Origin of the sequence: Geobacter sp. AOG1, assembly GCF_019972315.1 — a bacterium.
Classification (GTDB): domain Bacteria; phylum Desulfobacterota; class Desulfuromonadia; order Geobacterales; family Geobacteraceae; genus Geomobilimonas.
Genome location: NZ_BLIZ01000001.1, coordinates 765243 through 790218, shown reverse-complemented (window position 1 = coordinate 790218; position 24976 = coordinate 765243). Strand labels below are relative to the sequence as shown.

Sequence of the window (24976 nt, the reverse complement as noted above, 5' to 3'; positions counted from 1 at the left end):
GAAAAAATGGAAAGCGCACTTTGCACTTTGGATAACATAACATATACAGCAACAAATTTTAACCAGGTGGATGGCTTCGAAGATAAGAGAAAAAATCTGGTTTGTACAGAATGTAACGGCCCCGCATTTTTCAGAGGGCCTACCCGTAACGGGAGAGAGGCATGTTTCGGTGCTAGACCGCATGCAGAGGGATGTGCCTTGGCAACATTGGAGCATGATGGCCCTCCAGCTGGGCATGGTGATGAAGGAGATGAGATCTTTACCACAGGGCAAAGAATAGTGGTGGACTTCAACTATGGCGCACTGGAAACCGTTGAAGCTACTCAGCCAGTAGGAGGACAGGCTAACGCTTGTAATATAGGAGTAGGTTATGGGCAGGCGGTTGCTATTCGCCAGAATATGACCCGGCGTATGAGTTCATTATTGCGTTCTCTTATTGAAACGGCAGAATTCAGGAGATCAACCCAGATAATCGAGATAGCAGGGGAGGGAGAATTCACCGTCGGAGATTTTTTTGTGAATTTTTCCGAAGTGACGGGAAACCATATCAACTGTTTTCGCGGTTATTGGGGGATGATCCCTGATACCCAATTAGACCACAACGGTACCCTATGGTTTAACTCTGGAGGAAGAGAGGACATAAGCGTTTTGTTGGATCGTAACCATATCGGAGCAGTTTACCGGCGTTTTCATATTGATCACGAGGAGGAGATTGCCGGAGCGTACCTACTCGTAATGGGAGTTCTGAAGTTGTCAGCAAGTGGGAAAAAATATGTGGAGATTGTAGACCCTGCACACTTTACCTTGAGGTTGGCTTAACAACATAGATTCAAAATACAACAGAAAATAGGGCCACTGGGAAATGACCGGTGGCCCTTTTGCTTTATTCAACCTCGATATGCTTTTGCTACCGCATGTCTAAAATCCTTATTTCAAGGCATTTCAAACAGCATTCGGAGAATATTTTAATAGAAAAACCCACCCGTCTCTGCTATTGATATGTTGTTTCAGTGTAATGACTACAGTGAATGTAGATGGATATTGACAATGCGATGGATTTAACTGCTTATCATGCAAAATATTACGCGCACGAGCTGACTAAACGCTGCTCTTCCGACAGCCTGGAGAAGCTGGCCGCATCACTGGCGGATGCCCAGGTTGACCTGAATCCTCATCAGGTAGATGCTGCCCTGTTTGCGTTCCGGTCCCCCCTCTCCCGTGGTGCAATCCTTGCTGATGAAGTCGGTCTGGGGAAAACCATTGAGGCAGGCATTGTTCTTTCCCAGATTTGGGCCGAGCGTAAGCGGAAGATCCTCATTATCGTTCCCTCCAGCCTACGCAAGCAATGGAACCAGGAGCTACTGGAAAAGTTTTTTCTCCCTTCAACCATCCTCGAATCCAAATCATTCAATCAGGAAGTCAAGCTGGGTAAGCGCAATCCTTTCGAGCAAACCGAGATTGTCATTACCTCATACCAGTTCGCCCGGAACAAGGCCGAGCAGGTCAAAAATATAAAGTGGGATCTTGTCGTTATTGACGAGGCGCACCGACTCCGGAACGTCTACAAGACATCCAACAAGATTGCCCGAACGATCAAAGATATTCTCACGCACGCGCCCAAGCTACTACTCACCGCCACTCCTTTGCAAAATTCATTGATGGAGCTGTACGGGTTGGTCAGTTTTGTTGATGAATACGTCTTTGGTGACATCAAGAGTTACAAGAACCAGTTTGCCCGTCTCTCGAACGAGATAAACTTTGACGATCTGAAAACCCGTATTGCGCCCATCTGCAAAAGAACGTTACGGCGACAGGTGCTGGAGTATATCAAATACACCAACCGGATACCGATCACCCAGGAGTTCGTTCCGACCCAAGACGAAACGGTTCTTTATGATATGGTTTCCGAGTATCTGCGGCGGGAGAACATTCAGGCGTTACCAGCCAGCCAGCGTTCATTGATGACGCTTGTATTGCGGAAGCTGTTAGCATCGTCCACGTTTGCCATTGCCGGTGCATTGGATTCTATCGTGACGCGCCTGAAAGCAAAGTTGAAGAATACCGAAATCAAGGTGCCGGTTGAGGATGAACTAGCTGATGATTTCGAGATTCTGGACGAGATAAAGGATGAATGGGAAGAGGACGAGCTTGAAGAACGTCTGACCAAAGAAGATATTGAGACCATTCAGCAGGAAATTACAGACCTGGAAGCGTTCAGAGACCTTGCAGTATCCATATCGGAGAACGCCAAAGGTACGTCATTGATCCAGGCGCTCAAAGCCGGATTCACCAAGGCCGAAGCGTTAGGTGCGAGCAAAAAAGCCATCATCTTTACCGAGTCCCGCAGGACGCAAAATTATCTGGTCAGGGTACTTTCAGAAACCGAGCATCAGGGAAAGATTGTCCTGTTCAACGGTTCCAATACGGACGATCAATCCAAACAGATATACCAGCAATGGCATGAACGGCATAAAGGGAGTGATCGAATTACCGGTTCACGTACTGCCGACATGCGTTCCGCATTGGTGGACTACTTCAAAGAAGAAGCCCAGATCATGATTGCTACCGAGGCAGCTGCAGAGGGGATCAACCTGCAATTCTGCTCACTGGTGGTCAATTATGATCTCCCCTGGAATCCGCAACGGATTGAACAGCGCATTGGTCGCTGTCACCGCTACGGTCAAAAGCATGATGTGGTGGTAGTCAACTTCCTCAATCGCAACAATGCTGCCGATCAACGAGTCTATGAGCTGTTGGCAGAAAAGTTTGCCCTTTTCAGCGGGGTTTTCGGTGCCAGTGATGAAGTTTTGGGAAGCATCGAGTCCGGTGTAGATTTTGAGAAGCGGATTGTCAAGATTTACCAGGAGTGCCGTTCACCGGAAGAGATTCAGGCATCATTCGATGAGTTGCAACGGGAGCTTGAAACCGAGATTGACGAGAACATGAAGCTGACCCGCAAGAAGCTGCTGGAGAACTTCGATGAAGAGGTTCACGAGAAGCTAAGGGTCAACCTGAAGGAAAGCACCGAGTACCTGAACAAGTACGAAAACTGGCTTTGGGAACTGGCCAAGTATGCCCTTCACCGCCATGCTGATTTTGGTTCGGAAGAGTCTGCTTTCAACCTGAAGAGCACCCCCTGTTCAAATAAAGAGATTCCGCTCGGCCTTTATCGCATGGGGCGGCATGTGGAAGATGGTCATGTATTCAGGATCGGTCATCCCCTGGCTCAGCACATTCTCGATGATGCGGCTCATAAAGCATTGCCAAAAGCAGAAATAGTCTTCAACTATTCCGGGCATCCGTTGAAGATTTCCATTCTTGAACCGTTGATTGGTAAATCAGGTTATTTGTCGCTTGTGCGATTATCCGTGGAGTCCTTCGAGGAAGAGGATCACCTTATATTCTCTGCTGTCGCTGATGATGGAACCATACTGGATGATGAGCAGGCGCAGAGGCTCTTTTCACTGCCAGGGGAAAGCAGCGAACTGACATCTGCAATTAATTGCAGTAGCCAGCTCCAAGAGATGTTTGAGTCAGGTAAATCCCGGATCATTGAGGCAATCAGTACCAGAAACTCGGTGTTTTTCGATGACGAAATGGAGAAGTTGGAGAAATGGGCTGATGATCTGAAAAGTGGTCTGGAATACGAGTTGAAAGAGCTGGACAGGGAAATCAAGTTCCAGAAGACCGAATCAAAGAAGATTCTCAAGTTGGACGAGAAGTTAAAGGCACAGAAGGAGATTAAGGAGCTGGAGAAAAAGCGTAATACCAAACGCCGTACACTGTTCGAGGCCCAGGATGAAATTGATAGCCGGAAAGAAGGGCTGATTGAAGATGTTGAAGCAAGGCTTCGTCAGCAGATTACTGAAAAGGAGCTGTTTTCGATTCGGTGGAACCTGCAATAGAATTGATTGAATACAAGGAGCCATATTGTATGAATGCTCATAGTATGCCATTTTCCAAAATAATCAGCAGTGACCAGGGGGCGCGCGAACATTACCACATACCCAAGTATCAACGTGAATATACATGGGGTGTCAACCAATGGGACAAGCTTCTTCAGGACGTTGACGAGAACGATCAAGGCTATTTCATGGGGTCAATAATATGCGTGAATGATGGGGAACCTGCATCTCCAGGCGATGAGTTGATTTACCAAGTTGTGGATGGTCAGCAACGCCTGACTACCTTGGCTTTGCTGATTATGGCAATTCTACAGAAACTAACTGGCTTGAAGGATGATGTTGAATTTGAGGACGAAGAGGAACGGCAAGATTTTGAAAATTCCCTTTCTGGACTACGCAACAAACTACTGAAAAAGAAGAAAAAAGGCGAATATCGGGAAGGAGAGTATGGCGGATTTATTGAGCAGTCAAAAATGTGCTTTATTCGCGTTCAGCCAAGTTTTCAGAACCATAATTATGATGACTATCTTTATATCCTCAGTGAGTTGGGGCTCATAAAAACGCGCCCAAGACCATCTTATCTTGGTGTGAGATCGATGTATAAGGCATTCCGGTATTTTCAGGATAATACCCCTGATGAAGCAGATAAATTACTTGCATTGACGACTAAAATTAACCAGCTTACCTTTGTTCACATTAGTGTTGGTAGCCAGGCAGACGCCTTCACTCTCTTTGAAACACTGAACAACCGTGGAGTTCCATTATCAGCAATCGATATCATTAAGAATAAGATGCTTTCAGAAATGGAACGGAAGCACAAAGTTGACATTGATGAATCTTTTGAACAATGGCAAGAAATCATTAACGCAATCCCCGATGCCGGAGATCAGGAACGTTTTCTCCGCCAATTTTATAACGCTTTCAAAGTTAATAAGGACATTCGCATTGACGGAATTAACAGAGCAGTAAAATCGAAGAGCATACAAATCTATGAAACTCTCATCAAAAAAGATGCTAAGGCAATCTTCAAGCAACTGTGCGATAAGGCCTTGATTTATGGCCGGTTACTAGAGCCTGAGTTTGACAACGGAGCTGTTGACAACGCCCTTGCTGACCTACTTTACATTGGGGCAGCTCCAGCATACCAAGTGTTGTTGTATCTGTTTTCACTTCCCAAAAAATCTTTTAGCGAAGCCGATTTTCTGGAAAAGTCAGTGGAGCTTTTTAGTAAGTATTACGTCCGTAGAAACATTACCGATATCCCGAGCACTCGTGATCTAGACCAGGCCCATATTATCCTTATAGAAAAATGTCATGCAAAAATTACATCAGGAGAGAAGCTTTCAATTACCTTCCTCGAACGGTGGTTACTTGGACGGAAAGGCGGAGATCAAAGAGCCTCTTTGGAGACATTTCGTGAAGAATTGGAAGGGAATCTTTATTCAACAAACTCAGGAATGTGCCGGTACCTTCTTATCAAACTTGATTCCATATACCATACACGCGAATATAGACCTGACCTTTGGTTACGCGATGACAAGGACAGGTTCATTTGGACGGTTGAGCATGTTTTCCCCAAGGGGGAAAACATCCCCAAAGCATGGGTTGATATGATTGCAAATGGCAACATAAGTAAAGCAGAAGAGATCCTTGAGGAAATGGCTCATTGCTTAGGAAATTTAACATTGAGTGGTTTCAACTCCAAGCTGGCCGCCTCCCCCTTTGCCAACAAACAGGCCCTTGTCAAAGGCCATTTATCCCTTGGACATAAGATCAACATTGGATATAGGAACGGCTTAGCACTTAACAATATTGAGTTCAAGGTTAAGAACCAGAAGATGACTCTTGCCAACGCGAAGGCATGGAAGCCTGAAATGATCCGAGCTAGGACCAAAGTAATGGTTGATATGCTGATCAAAATCTATAGATTTTCAGACGAGTAGATCAATAGAGCAGAAGTCATCAAATATGACTCACGGAGGAGCTAATGCCCAATGAACTGACATGGCGTAAAGCTATAGAAAAAGTCCTGCGCGAAGCATCAGGGGCAATGCACTATAAAGACCTCACAGACAAGATCATTGAAGATGGTCTTCGGGTAAGCCTTGGCGCAACACCCACCAGAACGGTAAATGCTCATCTTACGACAGCAATAAAGAACGAAGGAGAAAACTGCCCGTTCCAAAAGGCTGGGAAAGGCCTATTCATCTGGAAAGTTTCTGAGTCTAGTCCGACACACGTAATCTCTGCTGAAGAGATCGACGAAGAGGATGAGGTTCAGCACCCTGTCGTCACATCGTTTGGAATGTTTTGGCGGCGTGATGCTGTCGAATGGACATCAAACCCAAAGCTGTTGGGGATGGAGCAAATTGGGGCAGATGCAGTAGATTTCAGCAATCAAATTGGCATTTATCTCCTCTATGATGGCAGAGAGGTTATTTATGTCGGCCGCACAACTGACCGCCCGTTAGGGAAGCGCTTGTACGAGCATACCATGAAAAGGCTTTCGACAAGATGGGACCGTTTTTCCTGGTTTGGAATGTTGCCAGTATCTGAATCCGGTGTGCTTGGTGAGTTCCCCAGTACATTTCCTGCTGAAAAGATAATTCCAGCTATGGAAGCAATTCTTATTGAAGCCCTTGAGCCTTGTCAGAACCGGAAACGGGGTGATGGATTACCAGTTGCTGAATACTTCCAAAAAGAAGATTCAGAAATTCAGAAGAAAAAGGCCCGGCAGATGTTTGAGGCCGCATTGAATAATAAGTTGTGATCTGCTTTCATGGGATTCTATCGGAGGCTATATGACCGAACCAACCATCATCTGTCCAAGCTGTAAAGCTGAAATTAAGCTTAATGAATCGCTTGCGGCTCCGCTTATAGAAGCCACCCGCAAAGAGTTTGAAAAACGCCTGGCTCAGAAGGATGCCGACATCGCCAAACGTGAGGCGTCATTGCATGACCAGGAAGAGGCGTTGGCAAAAGCAAAAGAAACCGTTGATGAGGAAGTAGCTGAGAAGTTGCGTCTGGAACGGGCTAAGATTGTTGCCGATGAAGCACGGAAGGCAAAACTTGCCATAGCTACCGACCTTGAACAGAAAGATAAGTCATTGGAAGAGTTGCAGGGAGTTCTTGCTCAACGAGAGGAAAAACTCGCTGAGGCACAGAAAGCTCAAGCTGATCTCATCCGCAAACAGCGGGAACTGGACGATGCCAAGCGGGAAATGGAATTGACGATTGAAAAACGGATTCAGGAAGGACTTACCTCGACCCGTGACCAGGCCCGCAAAGAGGCTGAAGAGGAATTGAAGCTAAAGGTCTTGGAGAAGGAACATACCATTACAGCGATGCAGAAACAGATTGAGGAATTGAAACGCAGAGCCGAGCAAGGTTCACAGCAACTCCAGGGCGAGGTTCAGGAACTTGATCTCGAAGCAATATTAAGTACGAAGTTCCCCTACGATTCCATTGAACCAGTACCAAAGGGTGAGCATGGTGGCGATATTTTGCAGCGCGTCAATGGCCACCTCGGTCAAAGGTGCGGAACCATTTTATGGGAGTCTAAGCGAACCAAAAGCTGGAGCGACGGCTGGCTTACCAAGCTTCGAGAAGACCAGCGAACTGCCAAGGCGGAAATTTCTATAATCGTTAGCCAGGCTCTCCCAAAGGACGTTGAGACATTTGAACTTATTGATGGAGTTTGGGTGACACATCCAAAGGCAGCAATTCCAGTAGCCGTGGCGCTACGCCAATCTTTGGTTGAAGTTGCGATGGCACGGAGCGCTTCTGAAGGGCAGCAGACAAAGATGGAAATGGTCTATCAATACCTCACAGGCCCACGGTTCCGTCATCGGGTCCAAGCAATTGTCGAAGCATTCTCTTCTATGCAGGAGGACCTGGATAAAGAGAGGAAGGCCATTATGAAGCAATGGGCAAAGCGTGAGGAGCAGATTGAGCGGGTCATGCAGGCGACAGTTGGAATGTATGGAGATCTCCATGGTATAGCTGGGAAAACGTTGCAAGAGATTGAAGGATTAGAATTAAATGCGTTAGAATAATGCTCCCGGTTAAAAAATTTATATTTAAATGATATTATCCTTTCCAGGAGATAAGAAATGGAAAATAGAGATAAGTCTTTTTTTATTGAAGGCACTGACCTTACTAAAATTGATGGGCATACATGTATCCCTACAGCATTACATTATGCTAAAGGTGGTCTACAAATAGGTTATAAAGCAATTAAGTCAATGAAGGACAATGAAATTATCAATCATAATTTCAAGGTCGAGCTTGGTGAATATGTCGCGGGAGCAACTAAAGACAGGATTGAGTATTTTGATAGTGCAGATGGGAATCCCAAAAGTGCTTTTCAGCTTTCTAAAGATTTTTTCGATGCAGTACTCTCAAAAGTTGAAGGTCAGGGGTTAATACCTAAACATGATAAAAAAGGGCTTAAAATAATTGTAGCTGAGCCGTTAGCGTTCCAGATTGAAGACAGGGGCAGTAACTGGATAAAAAATTACAGGGACAACATAAGGCGTATACTGGTTCATTACGATTCAGTTGAATTTTTACCTGAACCGTTTGCCGTATATCAATACTACAGATATGGACTTAGAATCCCTCAACTAAAAGATAATACTAAAAACATAGCCCTTATAATAGATTTTGGTGGCGGCACTTTTGACGTGTCAGTCATCGAATCAACGGTTTTGGGCGATATAAGCTTATCAGGAAAGCATTCTAAGCCGCTCGCCGCTTCTTCGGAGCCAATTGGCGGGTTTTTCGTAAATGAACAAATAGCTATATACCTGACTTTAAGAAATCTTGACGGTCAAGCCAAAAACATGGCTACTACCTTTTTGGATACTTTTAGAAAAGTAAAGAAGGGGCAAACCGATTATTTATCCCTTTCGTCTGAGAAACAGGCATTCATCAGCAATCTTAGAAGGCTCATCAATTCAGTTGAGAATCCGAAGCTTGAACTTTGCAATAAAATAAGAAATTGGGATTTAACTATTGATTGCTATGAAAGTGTTCAAGTGAGTATGCCCAAGAACCCGTTTAAGATAGACACTGCTTGGGAGGAAAATTCTCTACGTGGACATGAGTTGAGAAAGCTGTTCAAAGAAAACATATGGGAACAGCATCTAAAGAAAACAATTAGAAATGCTATCAAAAGGGCAAAAGAGCAATTGAAGGACAGAGGGATAACCGTCACACTTATATCGGGAGGATCTTCCAATATTCGATGGCTTGACAAATTATTGTCTACTGATTTTGAAGCGGATTTGGGGCATGCTCGGCCAATCCCACTTTCTGAGTCTTTTCAAGATATTGTGGCTAAAGGGTTGGCCATAGAATGTGCTCGTCGTTACTATAACCCGGAAAGTGAGTTTGTTTCTGTAACGTATAATCCAGTAAGGTTATTTTTGAATCCTGATGATAAAGGCATCGAAGAAAGAACTTATCAATCCGTCGGCAATAAAATAGATATGGACGGCACAAAACTTGGCGACCTAATACCCTCAGCACAAGCTTTATCTAATTTCATCAACGAACCTTTGCAGTGGAAGTTTAGATTAAATCACCCACCTAAACATCATCTGAAATATTTTTTTACCCGCCCTTGCGACACTGTAAATAGAAATGAAGGTTTTGACACAGATAGCCTGTACAATGTTGACAACACCGTACATTCTCCAACCAATATAAGTTTCGATAGTAAACTTAGGGTTGAATTAACGGTAAAGGAAGACGGTACCGCAATACCACGATTTATATACAAGGTTGAAAATATTGACGCTGGAGTTCAAGGAATTTCTGTCGATGGTAAGCCTTTTGTGCTGGACATGACAACTGATGGCGTTAAGTCGTCAGAATCAGTTAGTAAATATATTGGATTTGATTTTGGCACCAGTAACTCCTCGATATGCTATTTGAGTAATGAACAAATACATGCTCTCGAGGTTAGGAATAATGACAGTCAGTGGCTAGAACTTAAGGAACTGGTTTCAAAACTACCATACCCTATTTCATACCCGCTCAGAAAATATTTGAGATTTGAGAATCAAGACCAGTCAATTAAGGATGCCAGAGCAGCACTTGAGGGGATGCTTGCATTTGCTGCATATACAATCGCAAGTGAATTGTTATCCAAAGGTGAACTAGGCGGCCTTTTTAAAGATTTTTTGCGTTCAATGGGACCATTGAAGGACATTATCTGCAAAGGCATGAGGGTGGTAAAAGGGAGTTCTGGATTCGCAGGTGAATACAATAAAATTTCCGGTGATTACCTTGATGCCCTAAATAAAGCTATTTTTGATTTGAATCAACACAAGCATGATAAATTATCTGCTGAAAAAATCGATGTCCACGAAACACTGAAGGCATTTGCAAATATCTGCAATCTGGCTATGCAGGGGAAAGTATTCGGATACCTCGAACATATTAAAAATATTAAGTTCAGCAAGAACAAATATACCGGATTATTCAGAAAAGCCTCAGATAGCCAGCCTTTTGTTGAATCGTTAGATTATGCAGGGGAACACTCTTTCCCTATCAATGAACCTTTACTTGTAGATATAAAAACTGGAAAGTGTATTTCCATGTTGCCGTTTTACTTTTTTGAAGAGTGTTCAGATAGAGTAGGCAGCATAAAGTGCTATGTTTTCGATAAATATGAAAAGGGAAAAGTCAGTTACAAAGCTGTTGATGATGATGTATCAATTGAAGTTGATTATGAAGAAATATCAAGTCAAATTGAAGAGATAACAAACGGAAAGTCAAAAGCAATGCCAGCCTATGCAATTGATCTTAAATTCAGAAATGATTATAGCGTAAATTGAGGTGTTATGAGCCTGAACCAAAAACTTGAACTAACCTGGATCGGAAAGGATATTCAGCCAAAACTGGAGCCTAGGATTCTGATTGAAGACCCTGATAAATCCTACGGCGACCGGAATACGGAGAATATGCTGATTTTCGGGGATAACCTGCTGGCGCTGAAAGCACTGGAACAGGAATTTACCGGGAGGATAAAGTGTATTTTCATTGACCCGCCGTACAATACTGGCAGTGCTTTTACCCATTATGATGATGGTCTTGAGCATTCACTTTGGTTGACCATGATGCGGGATCGTCTGGAAATTCTCAGGCGACTGTTGGCGGATGATGGTTCGATATGGATTACGATTGATGACAATGAATCTCACTACTTAAAAGTTCTTTGCGATGAGATATTCGGGCGGAGTAATTTTGTATCGAACGTAATTTGGCAAAAACGCTTTTCACCAAATAGCACAGCTATTCACCTATCAGACTCGCACGATCATATTCTCGTCTATGCGAAGTTGAAAAACTTGTGGAAAAGAAATCTCCTTCCTAGGACAGAGAAAGCAGATTCAACTTACAAAAATCCCGACAATGATTCACGAGGTCTCTGGACTTCAAGTGACCTGTCCGCTAGGAACTTTTATTCCCTTGGGCAATATCCAGTAACAACCCCATCTGGGAAAGAGATTCCTGGCCCCCCTCCAGGTAGATACTGGACAATTTCAAAAGAGAAATTTTTAGAGTTGGACTCAGAAAACCGCATATGGTGGGGTGCAAAAGGGAATAACCAGCCACGGTTTAAAAGATTTCTCAGTGAGGTTAGAGACGGTGTAGTTCCTCAAACTGTTTGGGGACACGACGAAGTTGGACATACGCAAGAGGCAAAAAAAGAAACTTTGGCATTCAACTCAGAGGACGTATTTACGACGCCTAAGCCAGAAAGATTAATAAAGAGGATAGTAGAAATTACGACGAACCCCGGAGACCTCATTCTCGACTCCTTCTCCGGTTCCGGCACCACGGGTGCAGTTGCTCATAAGATGGGGCGCAAATGGATAATGGTAGAGTTGGGCGAACATTGCCATACTCACATTCAACCACGACTGCAAAAGGTCTGTGACGGTACCGACCAAGGGGGCATCTCCAAGGTGGTAAATTGGCAGGGTGGCGGAGGATTCAAGTATTACTACATGGCCCCAAGTCTACTGAAGAAAGACTGTTATGACCAGTGGATAATCAACGAGGAGTACAACCAGACCATGTTGGCCGCTGCCATGGCGAAACATGAGAATTTCTGCTACTCCCCGGATGAGGTCTACTACTGGAAGCAGGGGCAGTCATCGGAAAAAGATTACATCTTCACTACTACCGTTCACTTGACCCCGGAACACCTGGACAGAATCCACGAAGAGATGCAGCCGGACGAGAGTCTGCTGATCTGCTGCAAGTCCCACTTTGAAGGGGCTGACGGTAAATATAACAACATCACCGTTAAGAAAATCCCTTCTATGCTGTTAGGTAAGTGCGAGTTTGACAGAGACGATTATAGCCTGAACATCGTTGATATGCCCCGCAACCCAGATGATCCTGAGTTTGTTCCATCCGGCCCACCGGTTGAGGAAAAGAAAGAAGAAATGGCTTCAAAGGCGGAAAAGGCAGGACAGATGAATATCTTTGCCGGGATGGGGGAATAAATGGACAAACACGCCGCCTACATCAAAAACCGCCTGAGCTTGCGCCATCCCCAGACCGAGAGTCTTGAGATACTGGCAGGAATAGCTGACATCCTGCCACTCAAGAAAGATGCTGACCTTGCCACCGAGCAGGAAAAGGTTTTGCAGTTCACCGGTGGACTTGCCGCTGAGAACGATTCAGCACGGGTATTCACCGACTTTGAGAGAAACTTTCCTTGTGTTTGCTTTGCTCTGGCAACAGGCGTAGGGAAAACTCGCCTGATGGGAGCCTTCATTGCTTGGCTGAATCAGGCAAAAGGGATCAAGAACTTCTTTGTTCTGGCACCGAACCTGACCATCTATAACAAGCTGATCGAGGATTTTTCCAATCCACGCAGCCCCAAGTATGTCTTTCCCGGCATTGGCGACTTTGTACACCGCCCACCGGGGATTATTACCGGCGACAACTACACCAGCAAGGGAACGCTGCCGCTCTTTGACGAGTCTATCAATATCAACGTCTTCAATATCTCCAAGATCAACGCCGAGACCAAAGGGGGGAAACTACCCCGCATCAAGCGGCTTTCTGAATATATCGGCCAATCCTATTTCGATCATCTTGCCGGTCTCGATGACCTGGTTATTCTGATGGATGAATCCCATCATTACCGCGCCGAACGGGGAATGCAGGTTATCAATGAGCTTAATCCGGTTCTGGGGATCGAACTGACCGCAACGCCCAAGACAGAAACCGGCGGAACGAAACTATTCAAGAACGTGGTCTATCAGTATGGTCTGGGAGTGGCGATGGAAGATGGTTTTGTTAAAGAACCTGCCGTTGCCACTCGGAAGGATTTTGACCCGTCACGCTACACCCAGGAAGAGCTGGACAGGATCAAGCTGGAGGATGGTATCCGTATCCACGAGGATACCAAGGTGGCCCTTGAAATATACGCCCGTGATGAGAAATGCCGACTGGTAAAACCGTTTGTCCTGGTAGTGACGAGGGATACTGACCACGCATCAAAGGTTAAATCGTTGATCCAGTCAACCGCCTTCTTTGAGGGACGCTACAGCGGCAAGGTAATGGAGATACATTCAAATCAGCGGGGAGAAGAGAAGGAAGAGAACATTCAGCAACTTCTGACCTTGGAAGACTCGGATAATAAGATTGAAATCGTTATTCACGTCAATATGCTTAAAGAGGGGTGGGACGTTACCAACCTTTACACCATTATTCCGTTGAGGACATCGGCATCCGAAACCTTAACCGAACAGACCATAGGCCGAGGGCTACGACTCCCCTACGGCAAGCGTACCGGTCATGACAAGGTTGATAAACTGACCATCATCGCCCACGATAATTTTCAGAGGATCATCGAAGAAGCCAACAAGCCCGGTTCCATCATCAAACAGAAAAACATCATCGAGATTGACCCTGCTACCTTTGAGGGAATCAAAGAGGTTGTCGTTGCCAAGTCAGCCTTTGAAGAGAAGGTAGAGGCCGAGAAACAGAAGATTGAAGCCATGCCTGAATCGAAGGAAAAGGCGAAGGCTACAGTTACCCTGGAAATCAGGAAGACAATTTATGCAACCATTCCCCAGGTCAACAATAAGGTAAAGAACGTATCGGAGCTGAGTAATAAGGAGATCAAGGATATTGTGGTTGCAAAGGTGAAGGAGCAGCTTCTTTCTTCTCCGCAGCCGAGCCTTTACGACGGGGATATTCTCACCGAGATTGAGGAAGTCTACCAGTCAACGGTGGATGAGTTTATCCAGAATACGATTGAAATCCCCCGTATCGTCATTCAACCGACTGATGAAGTGGAGTCCGGTTTTCATGATTTTGACCTGGATACGAAGAACCTGAATTATCCGCCTGTTGCTGAAGAAATTTTGATTCAGTATCTGAACCGAAAGGAAAATGCCCAGGCAACCCTGATCGGCAAGTATGGTATCAATGCTGATAAACCGGAAAATTTGATATTGAACGAGCTAATCAATTTTTCAGAGATCGACTATGATAGCCAGTCGGAACTGCTCCAGAAACTTGTGGGGCAGGCCATAGCCAAACTGAAGAGCTATCTGGATGATGAAGCGTTCATCAATGTTGTTAAGTACCACAAGCGGGAAATTGCTACCTTCATTTACTCCCAGATGAGGCCGCACTTTTACTGTTTAACCAAGTCCTATGAAGAACCGATTGTCAAGCCATTCACCCAGATCGAGGGGCACAATCTCACCAAAATCCAGAAGGACAACATCCATCACTTTACCGATACCATCACCCCTACCAGCGCAATTCCGCAGAAGATCTTTTCCGGGTTCAAAAAGGCATGTCATACCCTGTACAAGTTCGATGCAAAAGGGGAGAAGGATTTTGCTGTTATCCTAGAAAATGACAAGGGTGTTATCAAGTGGCTCCGACCGGCACCCAAGCAGTTCAAAATTTACTGGGATCACAATGCACGCACGTATGAGCCTGATTTTGTAGTTGAGACCGCCGAACATGTCTATCTAACCGAGATCAAAGCAGATAATCAGATGAAAGATGCTGATGTCCAGGAAAAGGCTAAGGCGGCGGTCCAGTACTGCAAACACGCATCAAATCACAACCTAGAGAATGGGGGAAAGTCTTGGAAGTACCTGTTGATTCCCCATAGCGAGGTACTTCCGAATATGAGTTTTGGCTATTTAGCGGGTAAACGGGAGTATGTGGATTGATTATATCGCATATGGGAGGATTCTAAGGTGATGTAGCTGATGAACCTGATGAATCTGTTTTGTCTAAATTAATTCAATTCGATTTTGTATGGTCAAATAGTTCTATTTCTCAATTACATGTCACATTTAATACTCAGTACTATCAGGCATACTCAAGGTATGCCCCGTTAATTCGTTGTATTCAATTTATAAGTAATAATTCAATCCAATAGTTCAATACAAAACTCATTTATAATAAATATTTATTTTAATTAAATAGCTTCATTAGCTTCATTGGATACACTAACTAATATATGATATTAGCTGATCATATAATTGTACCAACAATTATTACTATATATAATCTATATCTGATATTAGCACTCAGTACGACATATAATTATAAAGGCCCTGTCATGTTCAGGGCCTCTGTGTTTTCATATTGTATTAAATCACTCTCCATCTTGATACAGTAATATAGCTAGAATACTGTGGATTATGATGTTTGATTTCAGATAATAACATACTAGAATCACATGAATATATGCTGTAATTCATGTCTAATAACAGTCCTACGAGCAGAATAGCAGAAAATATGATTCCAGTGGCAATTTCAATTTTACAAGTTACTGTCAGGTAGAGTTTAGAGATTTGAAAGTTAAGTTGTAGCTAACCGGAACCCCACCCCTTCAATTTACTCGTACCAACAGATGAAGATTGGTGGATGACTTTGACCTATCGTTATCACGTAGCACAGTACAAATGCCTTCAGTTGGGACTACATATGAAACCAATGGCAAAGATTAATTATTTTTGGTATACATAGCCATCCTGCCACATGAACAGAGATGACATGATCTTTCACCACTGTGTAATTTCATCTCACGTAAGACATCCCTGTCTAGTTCTCTGGATTACGTTATCGCTCTATATTTGCCCTCCAATGCTCCTAGCTGATCAATTCCCTCCTACAGGAACCATGCCAGCCTACTTCTACTCTAATGGAGGAAATGCAGGGTCATTTATAAAAAAGCTTGATGTAGCTATACCTGAGAACCTGAAGCAAATCTTTTCTCCTACGTCAATATTAGTCGAGATTGACCGTATGGGGGGAAGGTCGATTTTGCTGCCTATTGCCGTTATGCTTACATCCTCCGCTGCCATGTCGGTAATAGCAATAGCATGGTCTCTGTATCGTAATCGAGCCCGTCGCGGGTTTGGACCCGAGATGGAGGCTCTCAAAATGACCTCTGAGCGGATAGACAATTTCCTCGCCACTAATTCCTATGCACGTGATTCACATCGGCAGATACTTGTCGATATGGCAGGTAAGGCTCTCTCAGCCACTCGTACGGCCCGTTGGCGGTTTTTATCCAGTCTTGCAGAGAAACAACTTACTTCAAAAGTGGAACGCTTTTTCGTCGACTCGAAGTCGCTTGTTGCAAATGCGAACAAGTTGTTCGTCGAGTCCGAACTTTTGACCTTCAGCGAGTTCTTCGACACTGTCGAAAGCAAACCACTGACTCCAGCCCAGCGGCGTTCGTGCGTAGTCAGCGAGGACAACAATCTCGTTCTCGCAGGAGCAGGCACGGGGAAGACTAGCACAATGATCGGTCGGGCAGGCTACCTGCTCGCATCCAAACGAGCTCGTCCTGACCAGTTGCTTATGCTTGCCTATGCGAAGAAGGCTGCTGAAGAAATGCAGGAGCGTCAGAATAGCAGACTGCAGCCCTGGCTAAGTTCCGGTGTTCCTACTATCAAGACTTTCCATGCCTTGGGTCTTGAAATCATAGGTGCTGTTGAGGGCCGTCGCCCCGACCTCACTCCAATGGCAGAAGACAAGAAACGGTTTGGAAAATTCATCGATTCTGAGATCACAAAGCACTGCGATGAGCCAGAATACCGAGCCATGCTCGTTCGTTACTATGGCAGCGAGAGATTCCCGTATCGTAACCCCTTTGATTTCGACTCGATGCAGGACTATTACAATTACGTGCGCGCCAACGAGCTCAGAACTCTCAAGGGAGAGGTGGTCAAGAGCTTTGAAGAGTGCGTGATTGCCAACTTCCTTAGCGCGAATAGCATCAACTACGAGTATGAGCACCCATACGAAATTGATACGTCAGGACCCGATTTCCGGCAGTACAAACCGGACTTCTTCCTTCCTGATAACGGTGTATATATAGAACACTTCGCTCTCGATCGAGAAGGACAGCCGCCATTTCATTTCGATCAACGTAAATACCTTGAAGGTATCAAGTGGAAGCGCGCACTACATCTCAAGCATGGCACCAAGCTAGTGGAAACCTACTCGTATCTCAAAAGAGAGGGGCTTCTGGAATCAGTCCTTGCTGAATCCTTATTGACCGCTGGTATTGAGCTGCATCCCAAGTCGGATGAAGAACTGCTTCTGGAGCTGCGACAGTCTTCTGAAATCACAGATTTCGCGGAGTTAATGTCCGGTTTCGTCGATATTTTCAAGCAGTCTGGCCACGATCTTGATTCGGTCAGGAAGGCTGCTTTAAAGCACATCGATGCCACAAGGCTTCTCCTGTTACTAGATCTGTTTTCACCGATTCTGAAGGCATATGAAGACGAACTCGCGAAGTGCAGGCAGATCGACTTCGCGGACATGATTCGTCGGGCGATCGCCCATGTTGAGTCGAATAGCTTTGAATCGCCTTACAGCCATATCCTAGTGGATGAGTTCCAAGACATTAGCAGCTCTAGAGCTAGGTTGATTTCCTCGCTGGTTAAACAACAGTCTGAATCGGTACTATTTGTGGTTGGTGATGACTGGCAGTCGATCTATCGCTTCACAGGGAGTGACATTTCCTATACGAGAGACTTTCAGAAGAAATTCGGAGCGACCGCGATAACTCCGTTGGACACAACATTCAGGTTCAATGATCAGATTGGAGACGTTGCATCAAAATTCGTACTAAAAAACCCTGCGCAAATTGTGAAGTCCATTCAATCTATTGCGAAGACACCTCACCCGGCCATTTCTCTCATTCGTTCGGTGAGTACAGAAGTTGGGCTCAACATGGCTCTGGACGCAATCGACAAGCGCATGAGCCATGGCCTCGAACACAATCCCACAGTTTTGGTGCTTGGTCGCTACAACTTTGTTGTTGATGAGTGGAGTACGCCGGCGGAGAAGCGACGTATCAGGACTTTGTATCCGTCGCTGGACATTAAGTTTATGACCGTGCATGCGGCCAAAGGAAAAGAAGCCGATTTTGTGGTGGTTTTAGGACTGGGCAGAGGAAAGCACGGATTCCCAAGTGAAAAGCCAACCGACTCGGTTCTCGATTTCCTGCTTCCCGAACAAGAATCGTTCTCACTGGCTGAAGAACGCAGGCTCTTCTATGTTGCCCTAACGCGTGCTCGTCATCGCGTCTACCTTGCATACAACCCAATGGAGACATCCACGTTCGTCCTTGAGCTACTCAATGAAGAGAATGGCTATCCGATATGTACGGACGAGTTCGATTCTGAGCTCACATGTGAGGGGATAGCTAACGTGCCATGTCCAAATTGTGGCACAGGATCACTCATTCCTAAAGAGGGCGCCTATGGTGCTTTTGTTGCCTGCAACAACTTCCCCTATTGTAAGTACAAAGAGCATCCATGCCCGCAATGCGGCGGTCTAATGAGGCGGAGAGGGGGGTCTCGCGTATGCACAAAGCGAGCGTGTAGTACCGAGATACCAATATGCCCCAAGTGTGGAGGTGAGATGGTTGAGCGAAGCGGACCCTCTGGAAGGTTCTTCGGTTGTATCAACTACCGCCGCGATGCAGACTTTTTCTGTACGCATACTATCAACATATCGTCCCACGCTGGTCGTCGTCGGCTTACCTCATAATAAAAATTGCATAATCCAGATCATCGACAAGCAAGCTACTAAAGAGATTGAATCTTTAGAATAAATGAACTTAGAGAACCCAAGCCTAGGCGGCGTTATTTATTGCCTTAAATTGACATTATTAAAATATTCTGGTATGTAGGGACATCCTGCTACAAGAAGCGAGATGATTTGAACTTCCACCTACTGTGTAATTTCATCTCCTGCAAGACCTCCTGCATAATCCTCTGGATTACGTTATCCCTCTATATTTGCCCTCCAATAGTCCAAGCAGATCAATTCACCTCTACAGGAACCACAGCGGTCTACTTCTCCCCCAACGGTAGAGCTACTGAGGCCATCATTAAAGAAATCAATTCCGCTAAGTCCGAGATCCTTGTACAAGCTTATTCCTTCACATCCACGCCAATAGCCAAGGCCCTTATTAATGCACTTAAGAGAGGAGTCAAGATCGAAGTAGTCTTGGACAAGAGCCAGAGGAAACAGAAATACACCTCAGCAGACTTCGTAGCCCATGCAGGAATCCCTACCTATATAGATGACAAACACGCAATAGCCCACAACAAGATAATGATTTTGGATAGAAGTACCCTGATAACTGGATCATTCAATTTCACAAGAGCCGCTGAAGAGAAGAATGCTGAGAACCTATTGGTGATTATGGGTAATAAGGACTTGGTGGATATTTATATAAAGAACTTTGAAGAGCATAATGGGCATTCAGAGGTGTATCAGGGGAAGTGACTTCTTAATTTGGGGGGATAAATGGAAGTTGAATTGAACTCAAGAGAAGATGTGGTTGGGAATCATGGTAAAACATATAGCATATCAGCTATCCTACCAAGCTATTGTGGTAGAAAAAGACAAATATACAGAATATATAACGGTGAAATAAGCCGCGCTGATTATTTATGAATCCTAGATGCTCATTTCTATAAATCTCTCAAGCTCACGGCAACTGGGTTCTCGAGAGAAGAAACGATATGAATATGTCTAGTATCACCCTTAGCCCCTTGAACCCATACCCATTCCAAAACTCTATAACATCCTAATACCCAGATGAAGTGATACAAGAGCAAACATAAATATTAGGAACCCGCATACCCCAAAAAGAGGCATGGTCATTCCATCTGCCTGTATTTAATCGGCGTAATTAATCAAAATAGCGTTAGGAGGACAAATGCGAAGTTATAAGAAACTAGCCATTTTTCTGTTGCTTATCCCACTACTGGCAGGATCAGCATTGTATTCTTATTGCGAAGATGAAATTGGTGCCTCAGCAAGAAATAATGGAAATGGCCTTGAAAAGATTAAAGACAAAAAATTATATGAATCGACTGCTGAAAAAATTAAGTTTCTGGATACCTATATATCGAAATACAAATCTGCAAGAGGAAAACAACTGGATAAAATAAGCGATGATTTTTCTAATGAACCCATAAACCCAACAAGACGTTTCCTTAGCAGGAAACGTAGTACGAGACAAGTTAGACCATATGAAATATCAGAAAAAGAGAAAATATTTAAAATATATGTCAATAACGGGACATTTGGTAAATACAATAATAATAGACCAATTAAAGTACTTCATCCACTTGGCTTTTGGAGTCCGTCATTTAAATATACTGCTTTTGTAACAACAAAAGATTATATATTGCCGCCCGACAAATCAGAAATCTATATTAGTGTGATGTTTACCATGGGGTCATATATTGATGTTGTGCCAGCAAACACTGTGTATGAAGAACGATCCGATAAAATCAAATACGCGCGTCCTACTAATAATCCGATTAAAATAAAAAATGTTAAATCATTTATATTTCATAAAGAGGACTTTGAAGATGATGCATCATTTAAAGCAAGACTTATAGAAGAGGTCAATGAACTGAAGGATATCATAGTCAATCAAAGTAATATATTAAATGCACACTTACTCAGCAATAATAAATCTTTTGAACAATTGCTAGAAGTTACTGGTGTTTCATATGATGTATACATAAAAATAATCAAGGATGGATATAATTGGCTAATGAGTGACAGTACATACGATCTATCAGACCGTCATGCTATCCTAAGAGCATTGAGGAATTATGGATTGTTCTGATTATTGATTTGCTATTGATAATCAATAAAGGGCTAAGACTGTCTCTTTAATGATATCTGCTTCTTTATGTTTAATTGTTTTATGGTTTACGTTTTTGGCGCGTAAGATAACTAGCAAAATTGATGAAGTGCAACACAGTAATTTGTTAATAAATGTCTCGTTGACGAGGGTGGTGCTCATTATTAGAATTAGTGAGGTAATACTATAAAACGCTTTTAGTGTAACTTAATACTAGTACCATATGAGGAATAGATATGGCCGCATTAATAGGAAACCTTGTTGTAGCATTATTTGGTTTCACTGGGATAGGAATAGTAGTGTTTATAGTTGTTTTTGCAATAGCATATGTTGTTAAAATGGCTAGTAACAAGTAGTTGTTTAATTGTAGTTTTGATAATAAATATTGAGGCATGCGTGATTATAATATCTGAAAATAATAATTATTATAGTTGGTTATAATAAATATGTTCCAGTATATGCGCCACATTACAAGGTTTATGGAAATATAGCTCAAGCATGTGAAGAATTAGGCTATTTAAGATAAAGATACGTTATAAATACTTCTGGAAGTTTTGCATTGATAAAGGAGAAAAAAGCGATGAAAGCTAACTAATTCTATCTTTTATTATGAAAAGGAGATTTGATATGCGTAATATTTTATGTTTACTTTGTTTTTTTGTTTACATTATTGGGATATGCAGTTGTTCTGAATCTAACAGTAAAATAAGCAGAGCAACAAACACAATAGAGGATAAAATATCAAATTGTACAGGTAGTACACAGTCAAAGATAGCTACGTATATGAAAAATTACTATCCGAAGATAGAAGTCAAAAATGTAAAAATTGACGAAACTCGCGGCAAATGTACATTGTTTACAGCGACTGCAGTAGAAAATGGTCATGAGCTTACCGGTGTTACAACAATTACTGGCCATTCAAAGTCCAACGATAATATTGATCTTCAAATATTGTCATTCCGTTCACAGGAGGCAGCTGAAAATCTTCTGAATAATATGTGCAGCCAAAATAATGTAACTGAAAATGCAAATTCTACTTACAACAATAGAATCAACAGCAATGTCTCAATCGGAAATGGGCAAGTTTATGACATGTATACTCATAGGCCATTGTTAGGTGAGGATGGCAGACCTTTAAGTTATCAAGATTACAGGAATGGCGCTAAACACAAAGACCCAAATCATCCAGAGTGGCCAGCACAGTAACCGAGATCATATTGATTTTTGCAGTGAACTAATTTGCATCACCGGTCCTAAAAGAGGCATGGTCATAACTGATCATGCCTCTTTCTATTTCGTAAGATGTGAACCAGTAGAGCTGCAATTCCCACCAGTAATCCCCACCTGTAACACCAATCAAACTAAACGCAATCGTACCATCACTAAGCGGTATCCCCGTCAAGGGATACCTATATCCAAGAAAGGAGGTCCATATGCAAGTACTTCTGTTCTTAGTCATCGGTCTAGTCAACTTCGCATGGTTGGCAATGTGCGGAATGTTCCACGTAGGAATGTTTGTCCTGTTCTTATTGGTAGTAATCGGCGCGGCGTTAAACCGCAAATAAAAGAAAGGAGAAAGATCATGAACGTGTACGAAATCATCAACAATCGGATTATGGAGCTATTGGAGCAAGGTACTATCCCCTGGAGGAAACCATGGAACGCAGAGAGCAATAATCCCAAGAACCTGATCAGCAAAAAGAGTTACCGGGGAATTAATCACTTCCTACTCTCCTGCACTCCCTACCACTCTCCCTACTGGCTTACTTTCAAACAGGTTCAGGACAAGGGTGGACATGTAAAGAAGGGAGAGAGGTCAACAATGGTGATCTTCTGGAAGTGGTTGGACAAGAGCACAGAGGGTATCATTTTAAATGAGACCCTTTCTACAAGTAAGATACCCATTCTCAGGTACTACAACGTGTTCAACATTGACCAGACCGAAGGCATTTCACCACCAACAACAGAAGAGACCCAAAACGACCATGAACCATTACCTGGACCAGAGCAGATAATCAAGAACATGCCTCTTAGACCAGAACTCCGATTCGGAGGTAACAAAGCATACTATTCTCCCTCCCTTGATTACATCCAACTTCCCAACCTGAGCACCTTTGATTCCCCAGAAGAATACTACTCAACATTGTTCCATGAACTGGTACACAGCACAGGGCACATATCCAGACTTGGCAGGAAGAGCATACTGGAACCCTCTTACTTTGGATCACATGAATATTCCAAGGAAGAACTCGTAGCTGAGATGGGAGCAGCATTCTTATGCGGATATACGGGGATTGAACAGAGGACAATAGAGAATAGCGCAGCATATATCCAGGGATGGTTAAGAGAACTTAAGAATGACAAGACTCTACTGATCCATGCAGCAGCCCAAGCTCAGAAGGGAGCGGACTATATCTTAAATAAAAAGGAAGGTGAAGAGATCGAACTAGTAGAAGCCATCGCAGCATAATCCCACCACATAACCCTACCAACAGCAAATCCCACCTACTCATTATTCCCAAAATACTTGATAGCAGGCCGAACCGTAAGAAGTATTGCCGCCAGAACAAATATCCAAACATGCTGCTTGATGAACTCTGACAGGTAAGCTCCGACTATCATCCCGAAGGCAAAAACACACCATTTCAGCAGCATAATATCCTTCCACGACCAGACCATTGTCCTGAGAAATACCATATCAGCATCCTCCCTTTAGTCACAATTATATCAAGAAAGGAGAAACATCATGGCCTATTTTAAGTGCGATACCTGTAACCAGATATACGAGGACTACTACCCTCCAGATGACACCTGCATCAAATGTAAACGCGGAATCATTAAGATAGTTGCCGAGTACAAGCAATTCCACAGCAAATGTGGATAACTCTTCTGTAGCTGTGGATATGTTTCAAAAATGCAATGTTTCTACAGGCACTTTAGCTCTTTGCTCATTAGAGAGGCATGTTGTTTAACTAACCGTTTTTACATGTCAATAGTTAATTTGTGGTGCTGCTATTTTTGCTGGACATATACCGTTAAGAAATGGAGGTGCAAAATGATATTTAAAAGTGGATAACTCAAGAATATATGTATCGAAAAATGCATAGTTACCTTCAAATTATTAGAAAAGGGCGACCACTACAGGTTGCCCTTTTTCATTTCGAAAGGAGAAATCACCATGACAGTTCAAACCTTATTCGGCCAGGAAGAAGTATCCACCAAGACCAGAAGCATCAAGTTCAAACAGATCAAAGCGGTATATGAAACCCTCACCGTTAAGGATGAGATAACCAATTACCTCCAACCGTTGAACAGGTTCACCTCCCCAGATCAGGTATATGCAACCTTCAGCTTCCTGAAGCATGAGACCAAGGAATACTTCTTTGCCCTGCATTTGGACGGCAAGAACAGGATTGTCTGCATAGATCAGGTATCTGTCGGATCGTTAAATCAGAGCATTGTACATCCAAGAGAAACCTTCAAAACAGCACTCCTCTCCTCAGCAGCAGCAATCATACTGATCCACAATCATCCCACCGGAGATCCTACCCCTAGCAGGGAAGATATTGAGATAACCAAACGACTCAAGGAAGCAGGGGATCTCTTAGGGATCAAGATACTCGACCACATCATTATTGGTGACAAGTATCTCTCTTTTACCAACGAGGGGCTTTTATGAAATGTGAACTTTGCAACAAGACAATTCGACCAGGAGAGGTAGTACATGGTATCAGGTATGGGATAGCAGATGGATCAACAGATGTATTCCTTCCAGCAAGAGATTCAGCTTATACGGTTACATGTAGTTTTTGCGGAGATATGCTCTTGAAGCTGATCTATGCCAAGTTAAAAAGCAAGCCCTCCATTAATCCCG

Annotated in this window: 14 protein-coding genes; all 14 read left to right on the top strand. The window is 43.5% G+C overall.

Translation table 11 applies throughout. The annotated features are described in order from the left end of the window. The first annotated feature begins 6 nt into the window (after positions 1 to 6). The 14 genes from LDN04_RS03505 (at position 7) to radC (ending at position 24781) form a co-directional block, all read left to right on the top strand. Positions 7 to 819 (top strand): hypothetical protein, encoded by an 813-nt coding sequence (locus LDN04_RS03505; protein ID WP_223906365.1) that lies wholly within the window; start codon positions 7 to 9, stop codon positions 817 to 819. 215 nt (positions 820 to 1034) lie between these two features. Further along, positions 1035 to 3905, top strand: coding sequence for an SNF2-related protein (locus tag LDN04_RS03500; RefSeq protein ID WP_223906363.1), 2871 nt, complete (start codon positions 1035 to 1037; stop codon positions 3903 to 3905). Positions 3906 to 3934: 29 nt separating this feature from the next. Then, positions 3935 to 5848 carry a DUF262 domain-containing protein gene (locus LDN04_RS03495; protein WP_223906361.1) on the top strand — a complete coding sequence of 638 codons (1914 nt, stop codon included), beginning with the start codon at positions 3935 to 3937 and terminating at the stop codon, positions 5846 to 5848. Between the two features lie 44 nt (positions 5849 to 5892). Continuing rightward, positions 5893 to 6675 carry an HTH domain-containing protein gene (locus LDN04_RS03490; protein ID WP_223906359.1) on the top strand — a complete coding sequence of 261 codons (783 nt, stop codon included), beginning with the start codon at positions 5893 to 5895 and terminating at the stop codon, positions 6673 to 6675. Positions 6676 to 6706: 31 nt separating this feature from the next. Then, a complete protein-coding gene (locus tag LDN04_RS03485; protein WP_223906357.1) occupies positions 6707 to 7960 on the top strand; it encodes a DUF2130 domain-containing protein in 1254 nt (417 codons plus the stop codon). Positions 7961 to 8017: 57 nt separating this feature from the next. After that, positions 8018 to 10750 carry a hypothetical protein gene (locus tag LDN04_RS03480; RefSeq protein ID WP_223906355.1) on the top strand — a complete coding sequence of 911 codons (2733 nt, stop codon included), beginning with the start codon at positions 8018 to 8020 and terminating at the stop codon, positions 10748 to 10750. Positions 10751 to 10756: 6 nt separating this feature from the next. Then, positions 10757 to 12430 (top strand): site-specific DNA-methyltransferase, encoded by a 1674-nt coding sequence (locus LDN04_RS03475; protein ID WP_223906353.1) that lies wholly within the window; start codon positions 10757 to 10759, stop codon positions 12428 to 12430. Next, entirely contained in the window at positions 12431 to 15133 is a 2703-nt protein-coding gene (locus tag LDN04_RS03470; protein WP_223906351.1) for a DEAD/DEAH box helicase family protein, read from the top strand. It abuts the gene before it with no gap. Between the two features lie 1222 nt (positions 15134 to 16355). Then, a complete protein-coding gene (locus LDN04_RS03465) occupies positions 16356 to 18980 on the top strand; it encodes a UvrD-helicase domain-containing protein (RefSeq protein ID WP_223906349.1) in 2625 nt (874 codons plus the stop codon). Positions 18981 to 19151: 171 nt separating this feature from the next. Next, a complete protein-coding gene (locus tag LDN04_RS03460; protein WP_223906347.1) occupies positions 19152 to 19724 on the top strand; it encodes a phospholipase D family protein in 573 nt (190 codons plus the stop codon). Between the two features lie 436 nt (positions 19725 to 20160). Further along, positions 20161 to 21084, top strand: a complete 924-nt coding sequence (locus LDN04_RS03455) for a hypothetical protein (RefSeq protein WP_223906345.1) — start codon at positions 20161 to 20163, stop codon at positions 21082 to 21084. 645 nt (positions 21085 to 21729) lie between these two features. Beyond that, positions 21730 to 22308, top strand: a complete 579-nt coding sequence (locus LDN04_RS03450) for a hypothetical protein (RefSeq protein WP_223906343.1) — start codon at positions 21730 to 21732, stop codon at positions 22306 to 22308. Between the two features lie 376 nt (positions 22309 to 22684). Further along, entirely contained in the window at positions 22685 to 23572 is an 888-nt protein-coding gene (locus LDN04_RS03445; RefSeq protein ID WP_223906341.1) for an ArdC family protein, read from the top strand. 708 nt (positions 23573 to 24280) lie between these two features. Next, on the top strand, positions 24281 to 24781 hold the full coding sequence (gene radC / locus LDN04_RS03440; protein ID WP_223906340.1) for a DNA repair protein RadC: 501 nt from the start codon (positions 24281 to 24283) through the stop codon (positions 24779 to 24781). Positions 24782 to 24976 lie beyond the last annotated feature (195 nt).

Excerpts from the sequence above, each read along its gene's own strand:
- LDN04_RS03505 (WP_223906365.1), top strand. The coding sequence starts at position 7 with ATGGAAAGCGCACTTTGCACTTTGGATAACATAACATATACAGCAACA.
- LDN04_RS03500 (WP_223906363.1), top strand. The coding sequence starts at position 1,035 with ATGGATATTGACAATGCGATGGATTTAACTGCTTATCATGCAAAATAT.
- LDN04_RS03495 (WP_223906361.1), top strand. The coding sequence starts at position 3,935 with ATGAATGCTCATAGTATGCCATTTTCCAAAATAATCAGCAGTGACCAG.
- LDN04_RS03490 (WP_223906359.1), top strand. The coding sequence starts at position 5,893 with ATGCCCAATGAACTGACATGGCGTAAAGCTATAGAAAAAGTCCTGCGC.
- LDN04_RS03485 (WP_223906357.1), top strand. The coding sequence starts at position 6,707 with ATGACCGAACCAACCATCATCTGTCCAAGCTGTAAAGCTGAAATTAAG.
- LDN04_RS03480 (WP_223906355.1), top strand. The coding sequence starts at position 8,018 with ATGGAAAATAGAGATAAGTCTTTTTTTATTGAAGGCACTGACCTTACT.
- LDN04_RS03475 (WP_223906353.1), top strand. The coding sequence starts at position 10,757 with ATGAGCCTGAACCAAAAACTTGAACTAACCTGGATCGGAAAGGATATT.
- LDN04_RS03470 (WP_223906351.1), top strand. The coding sequence starts at position 12,431 with ATGGACAAACACGCCGCCTACATCAAAAACCGCCTGAGCTTGCGCCAT.
- LDN04_RS03465 (WP_223906349.1), top strand. The coding sequence starts at position 16,356 with ATGACCTCTGAGCGGATAGACAATTTCCTCGCCACTAATTCCTATGCA.
- LDN04_RS03455 (WP_223906345.1), top strand. The coding sequence starts at position 20,161 with ATGCGAAGTTATAAGAAACTAGCCATTTTTCTGTTGCTTATCCCACTA.
- LDN04_RS03450 (WP_223906343.1), top strand. The coding sequence starts at position 21,730 with ATGCGTAATATTTTATGTTTACTTTGTTTTTTTGTTTACATTATTGGG.
- LDN04_RS03445 (WP_223906341.1), top strand. The coding sequence starts at position 22,685 with ATGAACGTGTACGAAATCATCAACAATCGGATTATGGAGCTATTGGAG.
- radC (WP_223906340.1), top strand. The coding sequence starts at position 24,281 with ATGACAGTTCAAACCTTATTCGGCCAGGAAGAAGTATCCACCAAGACC.